We start from the raw sequence: 21,769 nt of genomic DNA on the forward strand, positions 1-21,769 counted from the left end.
ACGTGGAAATCCTGGCATTCGGGGTGACGGCGGACGAGAAGCCGCTCTTGGAGAAGGCCTTCGCGGGACAGCACGAGGTGCGCTGCCTGGACGTCTTCCTGAGCGAGGACACCGCCCCCATCGCGGCCGGGTACGAGATCGTGTCGTCGAGCGTCAACGCCGACCTGAGCGGCCGGGTGCTGCGGACCCTGGCGGCGGGCGGGACGAAGATGATCGCCCAGCGCTCCACCGGCTTCAACAACATCGACCTGGACGTCGCGCGGCAGCTCGGCCTGACGGTCAGCCGGGTGTCGTACTACTCCCCGTACTCGGTGGCCGAATTCGCCTGGACCCTGGCCATGGCGGTCAACCGGCGGATCGTCCGCGCCTCGAACCGGACGCGGGACTTCGACTTCCGGCTGAACGGCCTGATGGGCCGCGACATGCGCGGCCGCACGGTCGGCGTGCTGGGCACCGGCAAGATCGGCGAGGCCTTCACCCGGATCGCGCACGGGTTCGGCATGAACCTGCTGGGCTGGGACGTGGCGCAGAACCCGGCGTGCGTGGAGCTGGGCATGAAGTACGTGGACAAGGACGAGCTGTTCGCCTCCTCGGACCTGATCAGCCTGCACGTTCCGCTGCTGGAGTCCACGCACCACATCATCGGGGCCGAGGCGCTGAAGATGATGAAGGACGACGCGATCCTGGTGAACTCCAGCCGCGGCGGCCTGGTGAACACGGACGCGCTGGTCACGGAGCTGCGGTCCGGGCGGTTCGCGGGGGTGGGCCTCGACGTGTACGAGGCGGAGGCCGGGCTCTTCTTCCTGGACAAGTCCCTGGTGGTCGTCGAGGACGACACCCTGGCCCGGCTGATCACCTTCCCGAACGTGGTCGTCACCTCCCACCAGGCGTACTACACCCACGACGCGGTGGGCCAGATCATCGACACCACCGTCGCCAACGTCGCGGACTACTTGGCGGGCCGCCGCTCGGAGAACACCCTCTCGCCATCTTGACGCGCCCCTCGTACCGCTAGATTCGGCCGCGTGTCCATACCTCCCGTCTTCTTCTGGATCCTGCTGGCCCTCGCGGCCTTCCTGTTCCTCTCCGCCGTCCGGGCACTGCCGCGCGCCCTGCGGGCCGAACCCGGCGCCCGGACCGACCCGTGGCTGACCTTCGCCGACCACGTGCTGTCGATCCCGCCCACCGTCGCCTTCGCGCTGGGCGAGGGGGAGGCGGCGTTCTACGCGCTGCTCCTGCTGGGCCCCGTCCTCATCTGGAGCACGGTCCGCTCCTTCCGCTCCGCCGGGGCGGAGCGGAAGGCGGCCGGCTAGGCCTCGGCCGGGGTGCGGACCCCGGCGATCAGATCGCGGACCAGGTCCGCCCCGCGGAGGGTCAGGACCGACTCCGGGTGGAACTGCACGCCCGCGAAGCCTCCCGCCGCGGAGCGCAGCGCGTGGACCTCGCCGGTGGCGGGGTCCCGGGAGACCTCGATGCCGCGCAGGGCCAGGGACCGCTCCCGCTCCGCGGAGCAGTGCGCCGCGTAGGTGTTGTAGAAGCCGACGACCTCCTCGGCCCCGAACAGCGGGATCCGCGTCTGCGCCCCCTGCGCCGGCTCCGCCTTGCGGACCAGCGGGAGCCCCAGCTCGGCGGCGAGCAGCTGGTGGCTGAGGCAGACCCCGAGCAGCCCGCCGCGGTGCGAGGCCATGAGCTCCGCCGTCAGCTCGCGCATCGTCCGGATCTTCGGATCGCCGAAGTCCGCCGGGTCGCCCGGGCCGGGGCCGAGCACGATCGGCCCGTCCCAGGCCAGGGCGGCCGCCCGCAGCCCCGGGTCGTCGTAGCGGCGTACCGTCACCTCCAGCCCGGCCACCCGCAGCACGTGTCCGAGCATCGAGGTGAAGGTGTCCTCCCCGTCCACCACCAGCGCGTGGCCCGTCACCTGCGCCGGCCGCTCCTGCATCCGCAGCCAGAACGGCGCCAGGTCCTCGCGGCGCGCCGCCAGGGCCGCCTGCACCCGGGGGTCGTCGGCCAGCCGCGGCCCGCCGAAGGAGGGCCGGACCGCCGCCGGGCGCACGCCCAGCGCCGCCAGCACCCCGGCCGCCTTCGCGTGCGTCTCCGCCACCTCGCCCGCCGGGTCGGAGTGCCGTACGAGGGTGGCCCCGACGGGCACCCGCAGTGCGCCGTCCGGCGCGATGTCCGCCGTGCGGATGAGGATGGGTGAATCGAGGGTCTGGGCGCCCGAGGCGTCGAGGCCCAGCAGGGCCAGCGCGCCCGCGTAGTAGACGCGGCCGCCCGTCTCGTACCGCTCGATGACCCGGCAGGCGTTCTGCACCGGCGATCCGGTCACCGTCGCCGCGAACATCGTCTCCTTCAGGACCTCGCGGACGTCCAGCGAGGAGCGGCCGCGCAGCTCGTACTCGGTGTGCGCCAGGTGCGCCATCTCCTTGAGCCGGGGACCGACGACGACCCCGCCCATGTCCCCGACCGTGCACATCATCTTGAGCTCCTCGTCCACCACCATGGACAGCTCCTCGGTCTCCTTGCGGTCGCCGAGGAAGGCGAGGAGGGAGTCGGCGGTCGGCCCCCCGGCCGGATGGCGGTACGTACCGCTGATCGGGTTCATCACGACCGTGCCCCCGGACATCCGCACGTGCACCTCGGGGCTGGCCCCGACGAGGGTGCGGTCCCCGGTGTGGACCACGTACGTCCAGTACGCGCCCCGCTCGCCCTCCAGCAGCCGCCGGAACAGGGCCAGGGCGTCGGAGCGGCCGAAGCCCTCGATCCGGCCCTGGTAGGTGCGCCGGATGACGAAGTTCGCGCCCTCGCCCCGGCCGATCTCGTCCTGGATGACCCGCCGGACGGTGTCCGCGTACTCCTCGTCGGGGACGTCGAAGCCGCCGTCCTCGACGCGCACCTCGTGGGCCGGCAGCGCGGCCAGCGCCTCGGCGAGCGGGATCTCGTACGTCTCCTCGGCGACCAGCACGCTCAGCGGCGTGCCGTCGTCGCGCACGTCGAACCCGCGCTCCCGCATCTGCCGGAAGGGGACGAGGGCGAGGGCGGGCCGCTCGCCGACGGGCAGGTCCGCCAGGAGCGCGGCCTCGTGGACCGGGCCGATCAGCACCTCGACGATGTCGTGGTCGCGGCCGGGCGTGCGGCGGCGCAGCAGCGCGAAGGGCGGGCAGGTGTCGTCGAGCAGGCGGCTCAGGAGCGTGTGCGAGTGCGAGTGCGCGTGCATGGAGTGGGCGTCCTATCCGGTTTCGGAGGGTGGGACGGCCCGGTGTTCCCGATGAAACACGGAAGGCCGCCCCTCGGGGCGGCCTTCGGTTCGCTCGTGTTCAGGTACGCGCGAGAAGTGGGCCGCCGGGAGCGGGCCACCACCAGTTCTGGTTCGAGTGCGCGTACATGCCCTGAACCCTAGCCCACCGGTCCGGCGAGGGCTGGTAAACGGGTCAGTAACACAGGGAGAGACATCCGTCTCACGTAGTGGTCGACGATCGGGACGCGCGGTGTGACGACGTAATGTGTGTGGGGTGACCGTGAACGCAGAAACCCAAGCCCCCGCCTCCAAGGCGACCTGGCGAGACCTTCCCGCGGCGCAGCAGCCTTCGTACCCCGATGCCGAGGCCCTGCGCGCTGTCGTCGCGGACCTCGAGTCGTATCCCCCCCTCGTTTTCGCGGGCGAATGCGACCAGCTGCGCGCCCGCCTGGGAGCCGTCGCCAAGGGCGAGGCGTTCCTGCTGCAGGGTGGCGACTGCGCCGAGGCCTTCGATGCCGTCTCCGCCGACCACATCCGCGCCAAGCTGAAGACGCTGCTCCAGATGAGTGCCGTCCTGACGTACGCGGCCTCCGTGCCGGTCGTCAAGGTCGGCCGCATCGCGGGCCAGTACTCCAAGCCCCGCTCCAAGGACACCGAGACCCGCGACGGCATCACCCTGCCGACGTACCGCGGCGACTCCGTGAACGGCTTCGCCTTCACCGAGGAGTCCCGTGTCCCGGACCCCGAGCGCCTCAAGCGCATGTACCACGCGTCGGCCTCCACGCTGAACCTGGTGCGCGCCTTCACCACCGGCGGTTACGCCGACCTGCGCCAGGTGCACGCCTGGAACCAGGACTTCGTGAAGAACTCCCCGTCCGGGCAGCGCTACGAGCAGCTCGCGCGGGAGATCGACAACGCGCTGAACTTCATGAAGGCCTGCGGCACCGACCCGGCCGAGTTCAAGGCCGTCGAGTTCTACGCCTCCCACGAGGCGCTGCTCCTCGACTACGAGGGAGCCCTCACCCGTACGGACTCCCGCACCGGCCGGCTGTACGACACCTCGGGCCACATGGTCTGGATCGGTGAGCGCACCCGCCAGCTCGACCACGCGCACATCGAGTTCTGCTCGCAGATCGCCAACCCGATCGGCATCAAGCTCGGCCCCACCACCACGGTGGACGAGGCGCTCACCTACATCGACCGCCTCGACCCCGACCGCGAGCCGGGCCGGCTGACCTTCGTCGTCCGCATGGGCGCCGACAAGGTCCGCGACAAGCTCCCCGAGCTCGTCGAGAAGGTCACCGCTTCCGGTGCGACCGTCGCCTGGGTCACCGACCCGATGCACGGCAACACCTTCGAGGCGGCCTCCGGCCACAAGACGCGCCGCTTCGACGACGTGCTCGACGAGGTCAAGGGCTTCTTCGAGGTCCACAAGGGCCTCGGTACGCACCCGGGCGGCATCCACGTCGAGCTCACCGGTGACGACGTCACCGAGTGCGTGGGCGGCGGCGACGAGATCTTCGTCGACGACCTGCACCAGCGCTACGAGACGGCCTGCGACCCGCGCCTGAACCGCAGCCAGTCCCTGGACCTGGCGTTCCTGGTCGCCGAGATGTACCGCGACCAGTAACCACCTCGTGACGATGGGGCGCGGATCCAATGTGATCCGCGCCCCATCGTCGTTCCCGGCTCTTTTAGGGAACCCTAAGTTTGGGTATGGTTAGGTAAGCCTCACCGAATAGGGGATGGCCCGCCGAACCATTCCTGCCAGGGAGGTGAACCGCGTGTACGTCTGCTCTTGTTTCGGGATCACCGACAAGCAGGTCAAGGACCACGCGGCCGCCGGGGCCTGCACCCCCCGCCAGATCGCCTCGGCCACCAAGGCCGGCACCGACTGCGGGTCGTGCGTGCGGACCATCCAGGGCCTCCTCGGCCGCGGGGCCTGCCCGCGCCGTGAACTGCTGGAGAAGGGCGACGCCGCCGCCGTGCTCGCCGCGGACCCGCTGGTACCCGCGGGCGCGGAGCTCGCCGAAGCAGCGTAGGACGCCCCGCAGGGACTGGGACTAGCTCGGCTGCTCGATGAGCTGCGCGATGTAGAGCGCCTCGCCGATGGACTCGATGAGCTCCAGCTGGGTGTCGAGGTAGTCGATGTGGTGCTCCTCGTCCTCCAGGATCTCCTCGAAGAGCCGCGCCGAGGTGACGTCGCCCTTGCCGCGCATGACCTCGATACCGCGCTTGAGGCGGTCGATCGCCTCGACCTCGACCTGCCGGTCGGCCTGGAACATCTCCGTCAGCGTCTGGCCCACGCGGACGTGGAAGAGGCGCTGGTAGTTCGGCAGACCGTCGAGCATGAGGATGCGCTCGGTGATCTTGTCCGCGTGCTTCATCTCATCGATGGACTCTTCGCGGGTGTACTTGGCGAGCTTGGTCCAACCCTTGTTGTCCTGGATCCGGTAGTGGAGCCAGTACTGGTTGATCGCCGTGAGCTCGCCGGTCAGCTGCTCGTTAAGGAATTCAAGGACCTCGGGGTCGCCCTGCATCGCAGAGGCTCCTTCCAAAGCAATGTCACAGCAATGTGACGGGGCAGGTGCGCGCATCCTTGCACCGCCGCCGGAGGCCGTCCAGTAAGTGCCTCCTTAGTGGGAGTTGCCGTGACTTGCCCGAATCCGGGCGAAGCTGGTCATGACCACCCCGCCAAGTCTGTCACCATGGAGACATGGGTCAGCCGGAAAGCCGGGAATCTCCGGGATCAGAGCAACTGGAGCTTCCCCCGGGGCAGCGGTTGCAGCGAGGCTGGCCGGTCACCCACTACGGACCGGTACCCAAGTTCAAGCCCGAGCGCTGGGAGTTCCGCGTCTTCGGCGCTACGGCCGACGGTGAGAAGCGCTGCTGGAACCACGAGGAGTTCGCGGCCCTGCCGTTCGACTCCGTCGAGGCGGACCTGCACTGCGTGACGAAGTTCAGCATGACCGGTGCCGAATGGGGCGGCGTGCTCGCCCGCACGGTCCTCGCCCTCGCTCCGCCGTCCCCGCAGGTCACGCACGTGATGGTGTGGGCCGAGTACGGCTTCAGCTCCAACATGCGCCTCGCGGACTTCGCCTCCGAGCGGACCGTCTTCGCCACCCATCAGGGCGGTGAACTGCTCACCGCGGAGCACGGTTTCCCGCTCCGGCTGGTCGTGCCGCACCTCTACGCGTGGAAGGGCCCCAAGTGGGTCCGCGGCATCGAGTACATGACCGCCGACCGCCGCGGCTTCTGGGAGGAGCGCGGCTACCACAACATCGGCGACCCCTGGCGGGAGCAGCGCTACTCGTACCAGGAGGAGCCGGGGGACGGCCCCGAGCTGTAGCGCCGTAGCGCTGTAGCTCATCGGTTCGGTGGGTCAGTGGTGGTACCGGTGGACCACGGCGTGACCCTTGCCGCGGCCGATCATCCACTTGTTGACCGGCGTCGTGACGACGAAGGCCACCGCGAAGGCGATGGCGAGCGCCGTCCAGAACAGCGCGTCCGACAGCATCGCGTCCATGGCTCCGGGCCAGAGCAGGATCACCCCGTTGTCGATCACTTCCATGACGGCGATCGAAAGGGTGTCCGCCGCCAACGCCACCCGGACGGCCGTACGGAAGTCCAGGCCGGCGGAGCGGATCCCGCGCAGGGTGAGCGCGTAGCCGAAGAAGAACGCGAGGGTGATCGCCAGGATCATCGTCGGGGCGTTCCCCCAGCCGAGCGCGGTGCCGATGACCATGCCGAGCACCTCGCCGATGGCGCACCCGGTGAGGCAGTGGAGCGTGGCCCGCGCCGCGGCGGCCCAGGTGACCTTTCCGCCGCCGGCGCTGTGGCCGTGGTTGTGACCGTGCTCGTGGTGTTCGTGCCCCGCGTGCTGCTCGTGCGCGTGTTCCATGACAACCCCCTGGCGAGGAACGCCGGATAGCGGCTCTGTCGGTCGATATGACAGAACCGTATACCCCCCTGGGGTATTCCTCAACGGGTCAGCCGAGCTCGCGCAGCTCCTTCAGCAGCGCCACGTCCGTCGCGTGCCCTTCCTTGCCACCCGGCGTCTCGGTGATCAGGGGCACGCCCTCCATCGCCGGATGCGTGAACAGTTCCGCGAAGGCGTCCCGGCCGATGTGGCCCTGCCCGATGTTCTCGTGCCGGTCCTTGTGGGCGCCGACGCCCTCCTTGGAGTCGTTGGCGTGCACCAGCTTCAGCCGGCCCTCGCCCACCGTGTCCACCAGCAGGTCCAGGGTCTGCTTCGTCCCGCCCGGCTCCGCCAGATCGTGCCCGGCCGCGAAGATGTGGCAGGTGTCGAGGCAGATCCCGAGCATCGGATGGCGGTCCAGGGCGTCGAAGTACGGGCCGAACTCCTCGGCGGTCGAGCACAGCGAGGAACCCTGCCCGGCCGTGGACTCCAGCAGCAGGAAGGGGTCGTCGTCATGGGTCAGCTCGTCCAGCAGCGGCAGCATGTGCTCCCTGATCTGCGCGTACGCCGCCTCGCGAGGCCGCCCGCCGGTCGCCGAGCCGGTGTGCACGACCACCCCGAGCGCGCCGATCGCCCGGGCCCGGCGCAGCGAGTGCCGCAGCGATTCCACGGACTTCTCGACGGTGGCCTCGGTGTGCGAGCCGAAGTTGATCAGGTACGGCGCGTGGACGTACGCCGGGATCCCTTCCGTCGCGCAGGCCTCGCGGAACAGCTCGTCCTGCGCCGGATTGCCGACCGGGGTGGCCCAGCCGCGCGGATTGGCGACGAAGACCTGGACGGCCTCGGCACCCATCTCGCGGGCGTACGACAGCCCGACCGAGGCGAGCCCGCCCGCGACGGGCACGTGCCCGCCGACTGGATTGCGGCCCGTTGAATTGTTGTTCATGGCGTGCTGTTACAGCCCCTTGGTCCTGATGGTGATCGTGCTGCCCTCGGCGGCGTTCTGGCCCGCGGGGACCGACTGGGAGTCGATGGTGTTGCTGAAGGAGAGGAAGGGCTTGTCGACCTTGACCTTGAAGCCCAGCCCCTCCAGGGTCGCGCGGGCCGCGTCGGCCTCCTGGCCGGTGACGTCCGGGACCGGGATCTGGCGGGGGCCCTTGGACACGGTGAGGGTGACGGTGTCGCCCGCGGCGGCCTGGGTGCCGGCGCCGATCGACTGGTTGGCGACCGTACCGGCGGGGGAGGGGGAGTTGACCTCCTCCGGAGCCGTCTCCACCTTCAGGCCGAGGCCCTCCAGGGTGGAACGGGCCTGGTCCAGGGAGATGCCCGTGACGCGGGGGACCGGCACCGGGCGGCCCTTGCTGACGACCATGGCGACCAGGGTGTCGAGGGCCCGCTTCTGGCCGCCCGTCGGGTCCGTGCTGATCACCGAGCCCTGAGCGATGTCCTGGCTGAAGGCCTGGGTGACGGTGCCCGGCGTCAGGCCGGCCGACTTCAGCTCGGCCTTCGCGGCCTCCAGCGGCTTGCCCTTGAGGTCGGGAACCATGACGACCTCGGGACCGCGCGAGATGGTGAGCGCCACCGCGCCGTTGCCGCGGATGCGCTTGCCGCCGGCGGGGTCCGTGGTCATCACGGTCCCCTTGTCGAAGGCCGCACTGAACTTCCGGTCGACCCGCTTCACCCCGAGCCCGGCCGCCGACAGCTGGGACTTGGCCTCCGCCTCGGTCTTCCCGAGCAGGTTGGGGACCTTCGTGAACTGTCCGGAGCTGATGTACCAGACCCCCGTGCCGAGGCCGAGGCAGAGCAGGACGCCGAGCAAGGCGAGCAGCACGCCCGGACGGCGGATCCGGGAAGCGGTCGACGCCGGGGGCAGGGGCGGGGCCGCGAGCCGGGAAGTGTGGGACACGGGCTCGGCGTGCGACGCGTGTACGGCCTGCGACGCGTGTACGGCCTGCGAGGCGTGCACGGCCTGCGAGGTCACCCGGCGGGGGATCACGCTGGTGCGGTCCTCGGCGGCGGTCCGCTCCGCGGCCCGGGCCTGCGGCGGTACGGCATCCAGCTCGGCGTCGCCGAGCTGGGCGCGGGCGTCCATGGCCAGCCCGAGGAGGGCGGCGGCGTCGTAGGGGCGCAGATCGGGGTTGCGCGCCGTGGCCTGGGCGACGAGCTCGTCCAGCGCGGCGGGCAGCCCGGGGACGGCGGCCGACGGGGGCGGGACGTCCTCGTTGAGGTGCTGGTAGAGCACCTGGGCGGGGTTGGCGCCGGTGTGCGGCTTGGAGCCGGCGAGCATCTCGTAGAAGACGACGCCGCAGGCGTAGACGTCCACGCGGGTGTCGGTGACGCCGTTCTCGATCTGCTCGGGGGCGAGGTAGGAGATGGTGCCGAGGACGGATCCGGTCGTATTGGTCACGGAGTCCACGGACCGGACCAGCCCGAAGTCGGCCACCTTGACCCGGCCGTCGTCGCCGATCAGTACGTTCTCGGGCTTCATGTCCCGGTGCACGAAGCCGGCGCGGTGCGCGGCGCCGAGGGCGGCGAGCACCGGTTCGAGGATGTCGAGGGCCGCGCGGGGCTGGAGCGCGCCGCGCTCGCGGAGCACGTCGCGCAGGGTGCAGCCGGAGACGTACTCCATGGCGAGGTACGTGTACGGGCCGTGCGTGCCCTGGTCGAAGACGGCCACGACGTTGGGGTGCGCCAGGCGGGCCACGGACTTCGCCTCACGGATGAACCGGTCGACGAAGCCGGGGTCGGCAGCGAGGGCCGGGTGCATCACCTTCAGGGCGAGGACGCGGTCCAGGCGGGTGTCGACGGCCCGGTAGACCGTGGCCATGCCGCCGGCCGCGATGCGGGCGTCCACGCGGTAGCGGCCGTCGAGCGTCTGCCCGACGAGGGGGTCATCCAGGGTCGTGTCCACCCGGCGATTCTACGAGGGCCGGGTGGGGCCCCGCCCCGGGCCCGGGCGGTTGCAGCTCACCTGTGACGTGCGGCGCCGTTGCCGGGGGCGCTGCCCCCGGACCCCCGCTCCTCAAACGCCGGAGGGGCCGGATTTTCGCCGGCGTTTGAGGCTCGGGGGTCCGGGGCGGAGCCCCCGGGGAACGGTGGAAGGGCGGGTAGGGGACATTGCCCCGCGCAGCGGTCGCGGCTCAGAACGCCGGGCGTTCCGGGTCGAGGGCGGCGCGGCCCTCCACCGGGGAGGAGGCTTCCGCGAAGCGGCGTTGGGGGATGCGGCCCGCGCGGTGGGCCAGGCGGCCCGCCGACACCGCGTCCCGCATGGCCGCGGCCATCAGGACGGGAAGCTGCGCCCGGGTCACCGCCGAGGCGAGCATGACCGCCGCGCAGCCCAGTTCCATGGCCAGGGCCACGTCCGAGGCCGTTCCGGCCCCCGCGTCCAGGATGACCGGGACCCCGGCCCGCTCGGTGATCAGCTCGAAGTTGTGCGGGTTGCGGATGCCCATGCCGGAGCCGATGGGGGAGCCGAGCGGCATGATCGCCGCGCAGCCCACGTCCTCCAGCTTCCGGGCCAGCACCGGGTCGTCGTTCGTATAGGGGAGGACCGTGAAGCCCTCGTCGACCAGGATCTCCGCCGCGTCGAGCAGCTCGACCCCGTCCGGCAGGAGGGTCCGCTCGTCCGCGACGACCTCCAGCTTGATCCAGCCCGTGCCGAGGGCCTCCCGGGCCAGCCGGGCCGTGAGCACGGCCTCGCCCGCCGTGAAGCAGCCCGCGGTGTTGGGGAGGACCGCGATGCCCAGGCGGTTCAGGACGGAGAGGACCGATCCCTGGACCGTCGGGTCGAGGCGCCGCATCGCGACGGTGGTGAGTTCCGTGCCGGACGCGACCAGCGCCCGTTCCAGGATGTCCAGGCTCGGCGCCCCGCCGGTGCCCATGATCAGGCGCGAGGAGAAGGTCCGGCCGCCCAGGGTGAAGAGGTCGTCCGCCATGCTGCTCAGCCTCCCTGGACCGCGGTGAGGACCTCGACGCGGTCGCCGTCGCTCACGCAGGTGTAGGGCCACTGGCCGCGCGGCACCACGGTCTCGTTGAGGGCGGCCGCGACCCCCTTGGTGGCCTCGGTGAGGGTGGCGACCACCGTGGCGAGCATGGTCCCGTCCGCGATCTCGTGCGGCTCGCCGTTGACGGAGATGGTCATGCGAACGACTCCTGTCGCGTGAGGGTGGGCGTGGACGTGGACAAGGGCGTGGACGTGAGGGCGAAGCGGCGCGGGGTGAAGGGGCGGGCGATCTCCGGCAGTTCGCCGGTGGTCAGCAGGTCCGCCATCACGTCCCCGGTCAGCGGGGTCAGCAGGACCCCGTTGCGGTAGTGCCCGGTGGCCAGGTGCAGCCCCGGGAGTTCGGTAGGACCGAGGAGGGGGGCGTTGTCCGGTGATCCGGGCCGCAGCCCGGCCCGGGTCTCCACCAGGGGGAGTTCGGTGATCCCGGGCACCAGCTCGTGGGCGTCGCGCAGGAGTTCGTAGACCCCGCCCGCGGTGACGGTGGTGTCCCAGCCGAGTTCCTCGCTGGTGGCGCCGAGGACGAGCTCGCCGTTCTCGCGCGGCACCAGGTAGACGTGGCTGCCGCGCACGACGGCCCGTACGGTCCGCGACAGGAACGGCGCGTACGACGGGGGCACCGCGAGCCGCAGCACCTGCCCCTTCACGGGCCGTACGGGGGCCACGGCCTCGGGCGGTACGCCGTCCAGCCGGCCGCTGAGCGAGCCCGCCGCCAGCACCACCTGGTCGGCGCGCAGCTCCGTACCGTCGGCGTCGTCGAGGACCGCGCCGCAGGCCCGGTCGGCGGTGGTCAGCAGCCGCGCCGCCCCCGCGCGGTGCAGGGCGACCCCGGCCCGTTCGCAGGCGGCCAGCAGGGCGGCGGCGAGGCGGCGGGGATCGACCTGGTGGTCGCCGTCCACGCGCAGGCCGCCGCGTACGCCGGGGGCCAGCATCGGTTCCAGGCGGCGGCACTCGCGGCCGGTCAGCCACTCGGACTCCAGGCCGCAGCGGCGCTGGAGGGCGTGCAGTTCGCGCAGGTGCAGCCGGTCGTCGGCGTCGAGGGCGACGGCGAGGGTGCCGCAGGCGCGGTAGCCGATGTCCATGCCGCCGCTGGCTTCGGCGAGCTCGGCGGCGAATTCGGGGTAGCGGGCGGCGGAGGCGAGGTTGAGCCCGAGCAGGGTCTCCTCGCCGTAGTGCAGCTCGGTGACGGCGGCCAGCATGCCGGCCGCGACCTGGGCGGCCCCGCCGCCGGGGGCCGGATCGGCCAGCGCGGTGCGCAGCCCGCGCCGGGCCGCCCGCCAGGCGGTGACCAGGCCGATGATGCCGCCCCCGATGACGAGGACGTCGTGGCCGGGACTCCGGCCCTTCCGATATGAATGCATGGGCGTCCAGCCCCTCCCTTCGCCGGCATGACCCGGATCAGGTTCGTACGGTCGGAGGCCGGCCAGCCTCCCTCTCAGCCCGGTGCGCCCGGACTCCCGCGATAGGTTCGGTGCCAGAGTAACGCCGAGGCCGACGGCCGGTAAGGCTGCCTCCCCGGTGCCGGCCGCCGCCCGGCCGCCGCCCGGTCCCCAGCAGGTTCCCGCCCGCTATTCCTGACGGACCGTCAGTTGATTAGGCTGGGACGCGTGAGCGAGCAGACGCAACAGCAGACGCAGCAGGAGCAAGACACTCGGCGCGGCGTGGTGATCGTCGGCGCGGGGATGGCCGGGGTCCAGACCGCGGTCGCCCTCCGGGAACAGGGCTGGACCGGCCCCGTCACCCTGCTGGGAGCCGAACCCCACCAGCCCTACGACCGGCCCCCGCTGTCCAAGGCGGTGCTCCTCGGCAAGGCCGAGGACTCGGCCTTCGACGTGGACTTCGAGGAGCTCGGCATCGAACTCCGGCTGGGGGTCGAGGTCACCGGACTGCGGGCCGCCGACCGGGAGGTGGACACCGAGGCGGGACCGGTCCCGTACGAGTACCTCGTGCTGGCCACCGGCGCCCTCCCGCTGACCCTGCCCGGCGCGGAGGGCGTCCCCGGGGTGCACCTGCTGCGCACCCTGGACGACGCGGCCCGGCTGCGGCCCGTCCTGGCGGCCGGCTCGGCGGTGGTGGTGGTCGGGGCCGGCTGGATCGGCGCGGAGTTCGCCACCGCCGCCCGCGAGGCGGGCTGCGCGGTGACGGTGGTCGAGGCGGCCGGCCGGGTGCTGGCGGGCGCGCTGCCGGCGGAGGTCGCCGAGCCGATGGGCCGCTGGTACGCCCGGGCGGGCGCCGAGCTGCTGACGGACGCGCGGGTGGCTTCCGTGGAGCCGGGCCGGGTCCTGCTGGCCGACGGGCGGGAGCTGCCGGCCGAGGCGGTGGTGGTGGGCATCGGCGCCCGGCCGGCCACCGGATGGCTGGCCGGATCCGGCGTGGAGCTCGGCCCGGACGGAGCGGTCACCGCCGACGAGTGGCTGCGCACCTCGGTGCCCGGGGTGTACGCCGTGGGGGACTGCGCCTCCTTCCCGTCGGCCCGCTACGGATCCCGGCTGCTGGTGCACCACTGGGACAACGCCCTCCAGGGCCCGCGGGTGGTGGCGGCGGACATCCTGGCCGGAGGTTCGGGGGAGCAGGTCTACGACCCGGTCCCGTACTTCTGGTCGGAGCAGTTCGGTCGCTTCGTGCAGTACGCCGGCCACCACGCCGACGCGGACGCACCGCTGTGGCGCGGCGACCCGGAGGCCGACACCTGGTCGGTGTGCTGGCTGCGGGAAGGCCGGCTGGTCGCGCTCCTCGCGGTGGGCCGCCCGCGCGACCTGGCCCAGGGGCGCCGCCTCATCGAGTCGGGCGCCTTGGTCGACCCGGCGAAGGTCGCGGACCCGGCGACCGCACTGAAGTCGGCGCTCCTGGCCTGACCGCCGGCCCGGTCCCGGCCGAGTCGGGCCCGGCCCCCGCCGGTGCCACCAGCCCCGGCGCGCCCCGCCCCGGTCGGGGCCGGTCGGGGCCGGGCCCCGATCCCGGCCCTGCGGGCGAAGTCCCCTCCCCGCCCTTCGCCCGTTCCCCGGGCTCTGCCCGGACCCGTGCCGGGGCTTCGCCCCGGACCCTCGGACTCCGCCCCCGGGTCCGCGCCGCCGGGCTGCGCCCGGGCCCGTCCCGGGACCGGCCTCGGCCCCGGCCCGGGGTCGGCTCGGGGTCGGCTCGGGTTGAGGGCGGGTCCCGGTTCGGGGTCCTGTTTCCGGCCCTGTTTCCGGCCCCGGCCAAGGGGCCCCCGCCCCGGACGGGGTCGCTCGGGTACCGGCAGTCAGTCCGAGATGGCAGGCTTGTGCTCGTGACCGAGATTGACGCAAAGATCGATGCCCTTGTTCCCGCCTGGCTGTACCTCCCCGACATCGCGGAGATGCTCGACATCGAAGTGACCAAGGTTCGCCAGCTGGTCAAGGAAGGGCAGCTGCTCGCGGTGCGCCGCGGCGAGAACCGCTCCCTCCAGGTCCCCGCGGCCTTCATCGACGGAGACAAGATCGTCAAGGGGCTGGTCGGCCTGCTGACCGTGCTCCGCGACGACCGCTTCACCGACGCGGAGATCCTGGAGTGGCTCTTCACCGCCGACGAGACCCTGCCCGGCACCCCCGTGCAGGCGCTGAGGGAGAATCGCGGCACGGAGGTGAAGCGCCGCGCTCAGGCGCTCGCCATCTGACCTGACTCCGCTTCGTACGCGGTGTGCGGGCCCCCGGCCGGGGGCCCGCACACCGCGTACGTACGTACGACACACCACCCGGGGGTACCCATGTCCGCCATCGCCGCCCAGCTGTCCGATGCCCGGCTCTACCTGTGCACGGATGCCCGCAAGCGGCAGGGCGACCTCCCCGCGTTCCTGGACGCCGTCCTCGCCGGAGGGGTGGACATCGTCCAGCTCCGCGACAAGGGCATGGAGGCGGGAGAGGAACTGGAGCACCTCCAGGTCTTCGCCGAAGCGGCCCGCCGGCACGGCAAGCTGCTCGCCGTGAACGACCGGGCCGACGTCGCGCACGCCATCGGCTCGGACGTGCTCCACCTCGGGCAGGGCGACATCCCGGTGCCCGCCGCCCGCGCCATCCTGGGCCGGGAGGTCCTCGTCGGACGCTCCTGCCACTCGGAGGATGAGGTCGACGCGGCCGTCGCCGAGCCCGGCGTGGACTACTTCTGCACCGGCCCCTGCTGGCCGACCCCCACCAAGCCCGGCCGGTTCGCCCCCGGACTCGGCCTCGTCCGGCACGCGGCCTCCCTCGCCCAGGACCGGCCGTGGTTCGCCATCGGCGGGATCGACGCGGGGAACCTGGACGAAGTGCTGGACGCCGGCGCCTCCCGCGTCGTGGTCGTACGGGCCCTCACTGAGGCCTCCGACCCCGGCGCCGCCGCCGCTGACCTCGCCAAGCGGGTCCGCGCCCGGCTCGGCTAGCCGGTCCGGAACGGCCCCGGCCGACCGCACCGCCCCAGACCCGGCGTCTCATTTCCGCGTCCAATCCGTGGACAACGCTTCGATGGACACCGGACCGCGTCTAACCTCCCGGTATGGCCCTTGGTACCTCTTCCACCTGGTCGGACCGTGCACACACGGTCCGCGACCTCATCGCGTCCGGGCGCTCGTACTCCTTCGAGTTCTGGGCTCCCAAGACGGAGAAGGGCGAGCGCAACCTCTGGAACGCGCTGCGCCGGGTCGAGGCGGTAGCCCCGAGCTTCGTCTCCGTCACCTACGGGGCCGGCGGCTCCACCCGTGGCGGCACCGTCCGGGCCACCGAGCAGATCGCCGCGGACACCACCCTGACCCCGGTCGCGCACCTCACCGCCGTCGACCACTCGATCGCCGAGCTGCGCAACGTCATCGGGCAGTTCGCCGACGCGGGCATCCGCAACATGCTCGTCGTGCGCGGAGACCCGCCGGGCAACCCCATGGGCGAGTGGGTGCCGCACCCCGAGGGCGTGCACTACGCGGCCGACCTGGTCCGGCTGGTCAAGGAGTCCGGCGACTTCTGCGTCGGCGTCGCGGCCTTCCCCGAGATGCACCCGCGCTCCACGGACTGGGACACGGACATCCGGCACTTCGTGGACAAGTGCCGCGCGGGCGCCGACTATGCGATCACTCAAATGTTCTTCGATCCGGATCACTATCTCCGGATGCGCGACAGCGTCGAGAAGGCGGGCTGCGACACCCCGATCATCCCCGAGGTCATGCCTGTTGTGAACATCAAGCAGCTCGACCGGCTCCCGCAACTCAGCAACGCAATCTTCCCCGCGGCCGTGAAAGAGCGCATGCTCGCGGTCAAGGACGACGCGGCCGCTGTACGCTCCATTGGCATCGAGTTCGCCACGGAGTTCTGCGCGCGGCTGCTGTCCGAGGGTGTCCCGGGGCTGCACTTCATCACGCTGAACAATTCCACGGCGACGCTGGAGATCTACGAGAACTTGGGCCTGCACCAGCGGGCCTGACCGGCCGGCCCCGTTCCCCGCGCGGGCGGCCGCACCGAGAGGGGCCCCGCATGGGAATGACGGTCCTCTACATCGCGTTCGGTTTCGTCGCGCTGTGGCTGCTTGCCGAGGTCCTGATGCAGTACAAGGCCCGGCTGCGCTGGCGCCTGCTCGCCTTCGCCGGGTTCGTCGGCGTGGTCGCCGGTGTCGTGCTGCCGTCCGTGCTCGTCATCGGGGCCGGCGCCGTCGCGTTCGCGGTGGGCCAGACGCTGGTGACCCTCTCCTTCCGCAAGGGCTTCGTGTCCGGCTGGGCGCTGCGCAGGGGCAAGGCCGCCCCCGAGCCCGAGCTGGCGCAGAGCCGGCGCCGCCGGTCCGGCGGCGCACCGCGCCCGGAGCCGGCCCTGGAGGTGACGGCCCTGGAGTACGGGCCCGACTCAGCCGGGGACGAGGACTCCGACGAGGAGTCCGGCGTGTTCACCGCGGGGCCCGTCCGCGAACAGGTCCAGGGGTACTACCCCGCGCAGCCGGCCGCCGGCGCGGCCGCTCCGTACGGAGCCCCCGGCGAGAGCGCCGCCTTCGCCGCCCCGTTCAGCGCGCCCGAGCAGGACGCCCACCAGTACGCGGCGTACTACGACCCGCAGACCCAGGGCGGCTACGACTACACCACCGGCTATCCGGCCCCCGGCGAGCAGCAGGTCTACGCCGCCTACTCGGACCCGTACATCGGCACCGGCGGAGCCGTCGCCCCCCAGCAGCCCTACGGCTACCCGGCCCCGTACGGCGGCTACGCCCCGGACCCCTACGCCCCGGACCCGTACGCGACCGGGCAGCAGGAGCAGTACTCCATGGACACCCCGCCCGGCGGCGTCTGGGTCCCGCAGCAGCGCGACGCGAACCAGCCCTACCCGGCGGAGGAGCCGCAGCAGCAGCCGTACCCGTATCCGTACCAGGGCACCGGCGAGTACGAGCAGTACCGGTACTAGCCCGCCTGCGCCTCCACCTCCGGCCTACCGTGAGCCGCGGAAGTCCGCGCCCTCCACGATCAGCCCGGCCACCAGGGCCCCCGTCATCCCGGCGTGCGCCAGTCCGCCGCCCGGGTGCGCCCAGCCGCCGGCCAGGTAGAGACCGGGGACGCCGGTGGCGTTCGCGGGGTGCAGCATCCGGCCCCCGGCGCCGGCCAGCGACGGCGCGGGCACCCGGCCGTCCACCGAGCCCGTGGCCGAGTGGACATCGGCCGGGGTGCGCAGCTCGTGCCACAGCAGCCGCTCCCGCAGCCCGGGGACGACGCGGGCGGCCGCCGTCAGCAGGTCCTCGGCGGACGGAGCGGCCGCAGCTCCCGCCGTCACCACGGCGTGCACGGTGACCGCCTCGTGCTCGGCGTCCGGCCGGGTGGCGGGGTCGTCGGGGCGCAGCACGGTGACGGGGCCGACCAGCGTGCGGTGTGCGGCCCCGTCCTCGCGGGCTCCGCGCAGCGCGGCGAACAGCGTGTACCACTGCGCGGGTTCCGTAGGGGCGGGCGCGGCGTCCAGGGCGGCCGGCATCTTCACCGGCCGGGGGTCGGCCGCGCAGACCACGTGGTCGGCCGCCACCTCGGCGCCGTCGGCCAGGCGCAGCCCGGCCGCCCGGCCGTCCCGCACGAGGACCTCCCGCACCGCCGCGCCGAACTCGAAGGCGACCTTCCGCTCCAGGCAACGCTCGTACACGGCGGTGGCCAGCTCCCGGATCCCGCCGCGCACGTACCAGCTGCCGAAGGTCTGCTCCATGTAGGGCAGCACCGCCGCCGAGGCGGGCGCCGTCGCCGGATCGAGCCCGTACGCCCGGACGCGCGCGGTGAGCAACGCGTCGAAGCCGTCGCCGCCGAGCTCGCGGGAGGCGACCTCGGCCAGGGTCGGCGGCCGGCGGCGCAGCAGTCCGCTCCCGCGCAGCGCGGGGTACGGATCGCGGCCCAGCGCGGAGCGGTCCGGGCGCAGCGGCTCCTCCAGGAGCGGCCGGCGGGTGGCGTCCCAGGCGTCCCGGGCGCGGCCCAGGACCGCGCTCCAGCGGTCCCCGGAGCCGGGCCCGAAGGCCGCGTCGACGGCTGCGGCGGCGCCGCCGTGCGAGCCGCCGGGGAAGGTGAGGGTACGGCCGTCCGGGAGCACGTAGCGGACGGCGGGGTCGATCTGGACCAGCTCCGCGCACTCCTCCAGGGGGCGCTTGCCGGTCTTGACGAACAGATCGCGGTAGACGGCGGGCAGGTGCACCAGCCCGGGGCCGGTGTCGAAGACGAAGCCGTCACGGGCGTACCGGCCGACGGCTCCGCCGTAGGTCTCCCCGCGCTCGTACACCGTCACCTGATGTCCGGCCACGGCCAGCCGTGCCGCCGTCGCCATCGCGCCCATCCCGGCGCCGATCACCGCAATTCGTGCCATGCCGCTGAGCCTATCGAGCGACCCGGGCGACCTGAGGGGCGGCCTTTCGGATCAGGCCGGGCCTGATCCGAAAGGCCGCCCCTAGGCGGCGAGTCTCTTCTCCTCGCGGCGCTGGGCCCGGCGGCGCAGGAAGCGGCGGATCTTGGCCCAGAGGTAGATCAGCAGGGCGAGCCCGATGATCAGCAGGACGGCGCAGATGATCGCGGCGGCCTCCGGATTGAACATCGCGAAGGTGACGATGCCGCCCACGCCGAGGTCCTCGGCGGTGCTCATGGCGACGTTGCTGAACGGCTCGGGCGAGGTGTTGATCGCCATGCGCGTGCCGGCCTTGACGAAATGGCTGGCCAGAGCGGTGGAGCCGCCGACCGCGCCGGCGGTGATGTCGGAGAGCGAGCCGCTCTGCCCGGCCAGCAGCGCGCCGACCACCGCTCCGGACACCGGGCGGATCACCGTGTGGACGGTGTCCCAGAGGGAGTCCACGTACGGGATCTTGTCGGCGACGGCCTCGCACAGGAAGAGGGTTCCCGCCACGATCAGCACGTCGGTCCGTTGCAGGGACGCGGGGACCTCGTCGGTCAGGCCGGTCCTGCCGAAGATGCCGAGCAGCAGGACCACGGCGTAGGCGTTGATCCCACTGGCCCAGCCGCTGGTGAAGACCAGGGGGAGCACACTCATCTGATCATCATGTCCCAGAAGCCGTGATCCGGCACAGCAGTGAGGGGACGGCCGCCTTCCGGCGGCCGTCCCCTCACCCGAGTCTGTCGTGGGGCCTACTGCCCCTGTTCGTCACGGCGGCGCTGCCACCGTTCCTCGATCCGGGTCATCATCGACCGACGCTGCCGGTTCTGCCCTTGGGGCGAACCGCCTGCACTACCGGAGGCGGGCTGCTCACCAGGCTTGGGTGCCTTGCGCCAACCGGTGACCACGAGCACCGTACAGCCCAGCATGACGAGGAATCCCACCACGCTGATCCACAGTACGTTCGGCACGATCACACCGGTCATGAGGAGCGCGATACCCACCACAATGCCTGCGACTGCCTGGTAGACCCGTCGCCGGGTGTACGTGCGCAGTCCGCTTCCCTCAAGCGCTGTAGCGAATTTGGGATCTTCGGCGTACAGCGCTCGCTCCATCTGCTCGAGCATTCGCTGCTCGTGCTCCGAGAGCGGCACGGGAGTCCTCCTCATCCGTCGGTCGCGGGGGGTAGCGACCAGGGGTCCCCTTCAGGATAGGCGGGGAATCGCCCCCGTGATACCCGCCCTCTACGCCACGTTCTAAAAAAACACTGCCCGTAAAAAGTACCGCTTGGGGAATGCTCAGCGCCGTCTTGAACGGCCCACTGAGGGCGTTATTCCCCAGAGGTCCGCTCGGCATGCCGGTCGCTGACCCCGATCATACGGGTCACGACGCCGGTTCGGAGGGTGAGTGGCGCACCGCGTTCCCCTCTGCTCCGCAGATCAGGCGGGCTTCTCGCCGAGCACGTGCAGCTGCGTGGCGACCGCGTGGAAGGCGGGGAGCTCGGCGGCGGCCTCTTCCAGGCGCATCAGGGCTTCGACGGCGCCCGGCTCGGTGTCGACCAGAACGCCCGGGACGAGGTCGGCGAAGATCCGGACCCCGTGCACCGCGCCCACGGCCAGACCGGCCTCGGAAACCAGGGCCGAAAGCTGCTCGGCGGTGAAGCGGCGCGGTACGGGATCGCCCGAGCCCCAGCGGCCGGCCGGGTCGGTCAGGGCCGTACGGGCCTCCGTGAAGTGCCCGGCCAGGGCGCGGGCCAGAACGGCCCCGCCGAGTCCGGCGCCGAGCAGGCTGAGGATGCCGCCGGGGCGCAGGGCGGCCACGGCGTTGGCCACGCCCTCGGCCGGGTCGTCCACGTACTCCAGCACGCCGTGGCAGACGACCACGTCGTAGGAATCGCGCTCGACGACATCGAGCAGACCCTGGGCATCGCCCTGCACCCCGCGGACCAGATCGGCCACGCCGGCTTCGGCGACCCGGCGCTCCAGCCCGAACAGCGCGTTGGGGCTCGGGTCGACCACGGTGACCCGGTGGCCGAGGTGGGCCACCGGCACGGCGAACTTGCCGGTACCACCACCCGTGTCGAGCACGTCCAGCACGTCCCGCCCGGTCGCCTTCACCCGGCGGTCGAGCGCCTCCTTGAGGACCTCCCACACCACGGCGGTGCGGAGGGAGGCGCGGGGGCGGGAAGTGTCCGACACGGCTGATGGCTCCTCGGGCGCATTGGGTGAGCGGTCTCTGCCCACCCTATGGCCTCGGGCTGCCGGGCAGGTCATCCCGCGTCCGGACGCTCCGCCCGAGGCGGCGGCAGGCTCTGGGTCGGGCCGGCCTGCGCCGGCGGGCGGAGCGCGAGCATCCGCTCCACCAGGCGCAGGAACATCGCGACGGCACGCACCAGATCGTCCGCGTCCCGGCCGGTGGCCGCGCCCACTATGCCGGCCTCCGCCCGCGCCCGGCGGGCCGCGCCGGAGGCGAAGAGCGCGCTCCACTCGGTCAGTTCGGGCGCTATCTCCGGGAGCACCTCCCACGCGCTGCGGATCCGAGGCCTGCGCCGCGGGTGCACCGGCTCGGGCCGCCCGCGCGCGGCGAGCACGGCCGCCGCGGTGCGCAGCGCGGCGAGATGGGCGGTGGCGTACCGCTCGTGAGGCCGGGTCAGCCGGGCGGCTTCGGCCAGGCCCTCGTGGGCCTTGGCGAGCAGGTCGAGGGCGGCGGGGGGTGCCGCCGACTTCCGGGGGACGGGGTGGACAGGGGACGGGGACGGTGTGGCCATGACGAACCTCCTGTCGTCGCGTGCGCTTCGCACTGCCTGG

General features: G+C 72.4%; 23 protein-coding genes and 1 riboswitch. Of the genes, 10 read left to right on the plus strand and 13 right to left on the minus strand.

The window, feature by feature from the left end; translation table 11 throughout:
• The first annotated feature begins 2 nt into the window (after positions 1 to 2).
• Together OHA37_RS28450 and OHA37_RS28455 are read left to right on the plus strand one after the other, a co-directional pair.
• Positions 3 to 995 carry a 2-hydroxyacid dehydrogenase gene (locus tag OHA37_RS28450; RefSeq protein ID WP_266909404.1) on the plus strand — a complete coding sequence of 331 codons (993 nt, stop codon included), beginning with the start codon at positions 3 to 5 and terminating at the stop codon, positions 993 to 995.
• 30 nt (positions 996 to 1,025) lie between these two features.
• Positions 1,026 to 1,313 carry a hypothetical protein gene (locus OHA37_RS28455; protein WP_266909405.1) on the plus strand — a complete coding sequence of 96 codons (288 nt, stop codon included), beginning with the start codon at positions 1,026 to 1,028 and terminating at the stop codon, positions 1,311 to 1,313.
• On the opposite strand, the gene OHA37_RS28460 is transcribed toward OHA37_RS28455, so the two are convergent.
• Positions 1,310 to 3,214, minus strand: coding sequence for an anthranilate synthase family protein (locus tag OHA37_RS28460; RefSeq protein ID WP_266909406.1), 1,905 nt, complete (start codon positions 3,212 to 3,214; stop codon positions 1,310 to 1,312). The two genes, OHA37_RS28455 and OHA37_RS28460, sit on opposite strands and share 4 nt — an antisense overlap.
• A gap of 286 nt (positions 3,215 to 3,500) precedes the next feature.
• Between OHA37_RS28460 and OHA37_RS28465 the strand changes: the two genes are divergently transcribed.
• Together OHA37_RS28465 and OHA37_RS28470 are read left to right on the plus strand one after the other, a co-directional pair.
• On the plus strand, positions 3,501 to 4,865 hold the full coding sequence (locus OHA37_RS28465; protein ID WP_389433937.1) for a class II 3-deoxy-7-phosphoheptulonate synthase: 1,365 nt from the start codon (positions 3,501 to 3,503) through the stop codon (positions 4,863 to 4,865).
• A gap of 145 nt (positions 4,866 to 5,010) precedes the next feature.
• Complete coding sequence (locus OHA37_RS28470) at positions 5,011 to 5,277, plus strand: (2Fe-2S)-binding protein (RefSeq protein ID WP_266877117.1); 267 nt, start codon at positions 5,011 to 5,013, stop codon at positions 5,275 to 5,277.
• Positions 5,278 to 5,298: 21 nt separating this feature from the next.
• Here OHA37_RS28470 and bfr read toward each other — a convergent pair whose 3' ends face one another.
• On the minus strand, positions 5,299 to 5,775 hold the full coding sequence (bfr, locus tag OHA37_RS28475) for a bacterioferritin (RefSeq protein WP_112446344.1): 477 nt from the start codon (positions 5,773 to 5,775) through the stop codon (positions 5,299 to 5,301).
• Positions 5,776 to 5,951: 176 nt separating this feature from the next.
• On the opposite strand from bfr, the gene OHA37_RS28480 reads away from it, so the two are divergent.
• Entirely contained in the window at positions 5,952 to 6,584 is a 633-nt protein-coding gene (locus OHA37_RS28480) for a sulfite oxidase-like oxidoreductase (RefSeq protein ID WP_266909408.1), read from the plus strand.
• A 33-nt stretch (positions 6,585 to 6,617) separates the two neighbouring features.
• Here the strand turns inward: OHA37_RS28480 and OHA37_RS28485 are convergent, their stop codons facing one another.
• The 6 genes from OHA37_RS28485 to thiO all read right to left on the minus strand — a co-directional run bounded on the left by OHA37_RS28485 (position 6,618) and on the right by thiO (position 12,515).
• Entirely contained in the window at positions 6,618 to 7,136 is a 519-nt protein-coding gene (locus tag OHA37_RS28485) for a DUF4396 domain-containing protein (RefSeq protein WP_266909409.1), read from the minus strand.
• A gap of 88 nt (positions 7,137 to 7,224) precedes the next feature.
• Positions 7,225 to 8,100 (minus strand): deoxyribonuclease IV, encoded by an 876-nt coding sequence (locus OHA37_RS28490; protein WP_266909410.1) that lies wholly within the window; start codon positions 8,098 to 8,100, stop codon positions 7,225 to 7,227.
• A 9-nt stretch (positions 8,101 to 8,109) separates the two neighbouring features.
• A complete protein-coding gene (gene pknB, locus OHA37_RS28495; RefSeq protein ID WP_266909411.1) occupies positions 8,110 to 10,065 on the minus strand; it encodes a Stk1 family PASTA domain-containing Ser/Thr kinase in 1,956 nt (651 codons plus the stop codon).
• A 229-nt stretch (positions 10,066 to 10,294) separates the two neighbouring features.
• On the minus strand, positions 10,295 to 11,089 hold the full coding sequence (locus OHA37_RS28500; RefSeq protein ID WP_266909412.1) for a thiazole synthase: 795 nt from the start codon (positions 11,087 to 11,089) through the stop codon (positions 10,295 to 10,297).
• Between the two features lie 5 nt (positions 11,090 to 11,094).
• A complete protein-coding gene (thiS, locus tag OHA37_RS28505; protein ID WP_266909413.1) occupies positions 11,095 to 11,295 on the minus strand; it encodes a sulfur carrier protein ThiS in 201 nt (66 codons plus the stop codon).
• Entirely contained in the window at positions 11,292 to 12,515 is a 1,224-nt protein-coding gene (gene thiO, locus OHA37_RS28510) for a glycine oxidase ThiO (protein WP_266909414.1), read from the minus strand. Before thiO ends, thiS begins: the two co-directional genes overlap by 4 nt.
• Positions 12,513 to 12,625, minus strand: a riboswitch (TPP riboswitch). Its footprint overlaps the gene before it by 3 nt.
• A 136-nt stretch (positions 12,626 to 12,761) precedes the next feature.
• Between thiO and OHA37_RS28515 the strand changes: the two genes are divergently transcribed.
• The 5 genes from OHA37_RS28515 to OHA37_RS28535 all read left to right on the plus strand — a co-directional run bounded on the left by OHA37_RS28515 (position 12,762) and on the right by OHA37_RS28535 (position 17,519).
• Positions 12,762 to 14,009 (plus strand): NAD(P)/FAD-dependent oxidoreductase, encoded by a 1,248-nt coding sequence (locus OHA37_RS28515; RefSeq protein ID WP_266909415.1) that lies wholly within the window; start codon positions 12,762 to 12,764, stop codon positions 14,007 to 14,009.
• A gap of 413 nt (positions 14,010 to 14,422) precedes the next feature.
• The gene (locus tag OHA37_RS28520; RefSeq protein WP_266909416.1) at positions 14,423 to 14,788 is read left to right on the plus strand and encodes an Rv2175c family DNA-binding protein; all 366 of its coding nucleotides are present in this window, start codon (positions 14,423 to 14,425) and stop codon (positions 14,786 to 14,788) included.
• Positions 14,789 to 14,878: 90 nt separating this feature from the next.
• On the plus strand, positions 14,879 to 15,529 hold the full coding sequence (gene thiE, locus OHA37_RS28525; protein WP_266909417.1) for a thiamine phosphate synthase: 651 nt from the start codon (positions 14,879 to 14,881) through the stop codon (positions 15,527 to 15,529).
• A 113-nt stretch (positions 15,530 to 15,642) separates the two neighbouring features.
• Entirely contained in the window at positions 15,643 to 16,557 is a 915-nt protein-coding gene (gene metF / locus OHA37_RS28530) for a methylenetetrahydrofolate reductase [NAD(P)H] (RefSeq protein WP_266909418.1), read from the plus strand.
• A gap of 50 nt (positions 16,558 to 16,607) precedes the next feature.
• Positions 16,608 to 17,519, plus strand: a complete 912-nt coding sequence (locus tag OHA37_RS28535) for a hypothetical protein (RefSeq protein WP_266909419.1) — start codon at positions 16,608 to 16,610, stop codon at positions 17,517 to 17,519.
• Between the two features lie 24 nt (positions 17,520 to 17,543).
• Here OHA37_RS28535 and OHA37_RS28540 read toward each other — a convergent pair whose 3' ends face one another.
• The 5 genes from OHA37_RS28540 to OHA37_RS28560 all read right to left on the minus strand — a co-directional run bounded on the left by OHA37_RS28540 (position 17,544) and on the right by OHA37_RS28560 (position 21,729).
• Positions 17,544 to 18,944, minus strand: a complete 1,401-nt coding sequence (locus OHA37_RS28540) for a phytoene desaturase family protein (RefSeq protein ID WP_266909420.1) — start codon at positions 18,942 to 18,944, stop codon at positions 17,544 to 17,546.
• Positions 18,945 to 19,025: 81 nt separating this feature from the next.
• Positions 19,026 to 19,619, minus strand: coding sequence for a DUF4126 domain-containing protein (locus tag OHA37_RS28545; protein ID WP_266909421.1), 594 nt, complete (start codon positions 19,617 to 19,619; stop codon positions 19,026 to 19,028).
• Between the two features lie 95 nt (positions 19,620 to 19,714).
• A complete protein-coding gene (locus OHA37_RS28550; protein ID WP_266909422.1) occupies positions 19,715 to 20,116 on the minus strand; it encodes a DUF3040 domain-containing protein in 402 nt (133 codons plus the stop codon).
• 285 nt (positions 20,117 to 20,401) lie between these two features.
• Complete coding sequence (locus OHA37_RS28555; RefSeq protein ID WP_266909423.1) at positions 20,402 to 21,160, minus strand: methyltransferase; 759 nt, start codon at positions 21,158 to 21,160, stop codon at positions 20,402 to 20,404.
• Between the two features lie 71 nt (positions 21,161 to 21,231).
• Positions 21,232 to 21,729, minus strand: a complete 498-nt coding sequence (locus tag OHA37_RS28560; RefSeq protein WP_266909424.1) for an SAV_6107 family HEPN domain-containing protein — start codon at positions 21,727 to 21,729, stop codon at positions 21,232 to 21,234.
• Between the last annotated feature and the right edge of the window lie 40 nt (positions 21,730 to 21,769).

Origin of the sequence: Streptomyces sp. NBC_00335 (assembly GCF_036127095.1) — a bacterium.
GTDB lineage: Bacteria > Actinomycetota > Actinomycetes > Streptomycetales > Streptomycetaceae > Streptomyces.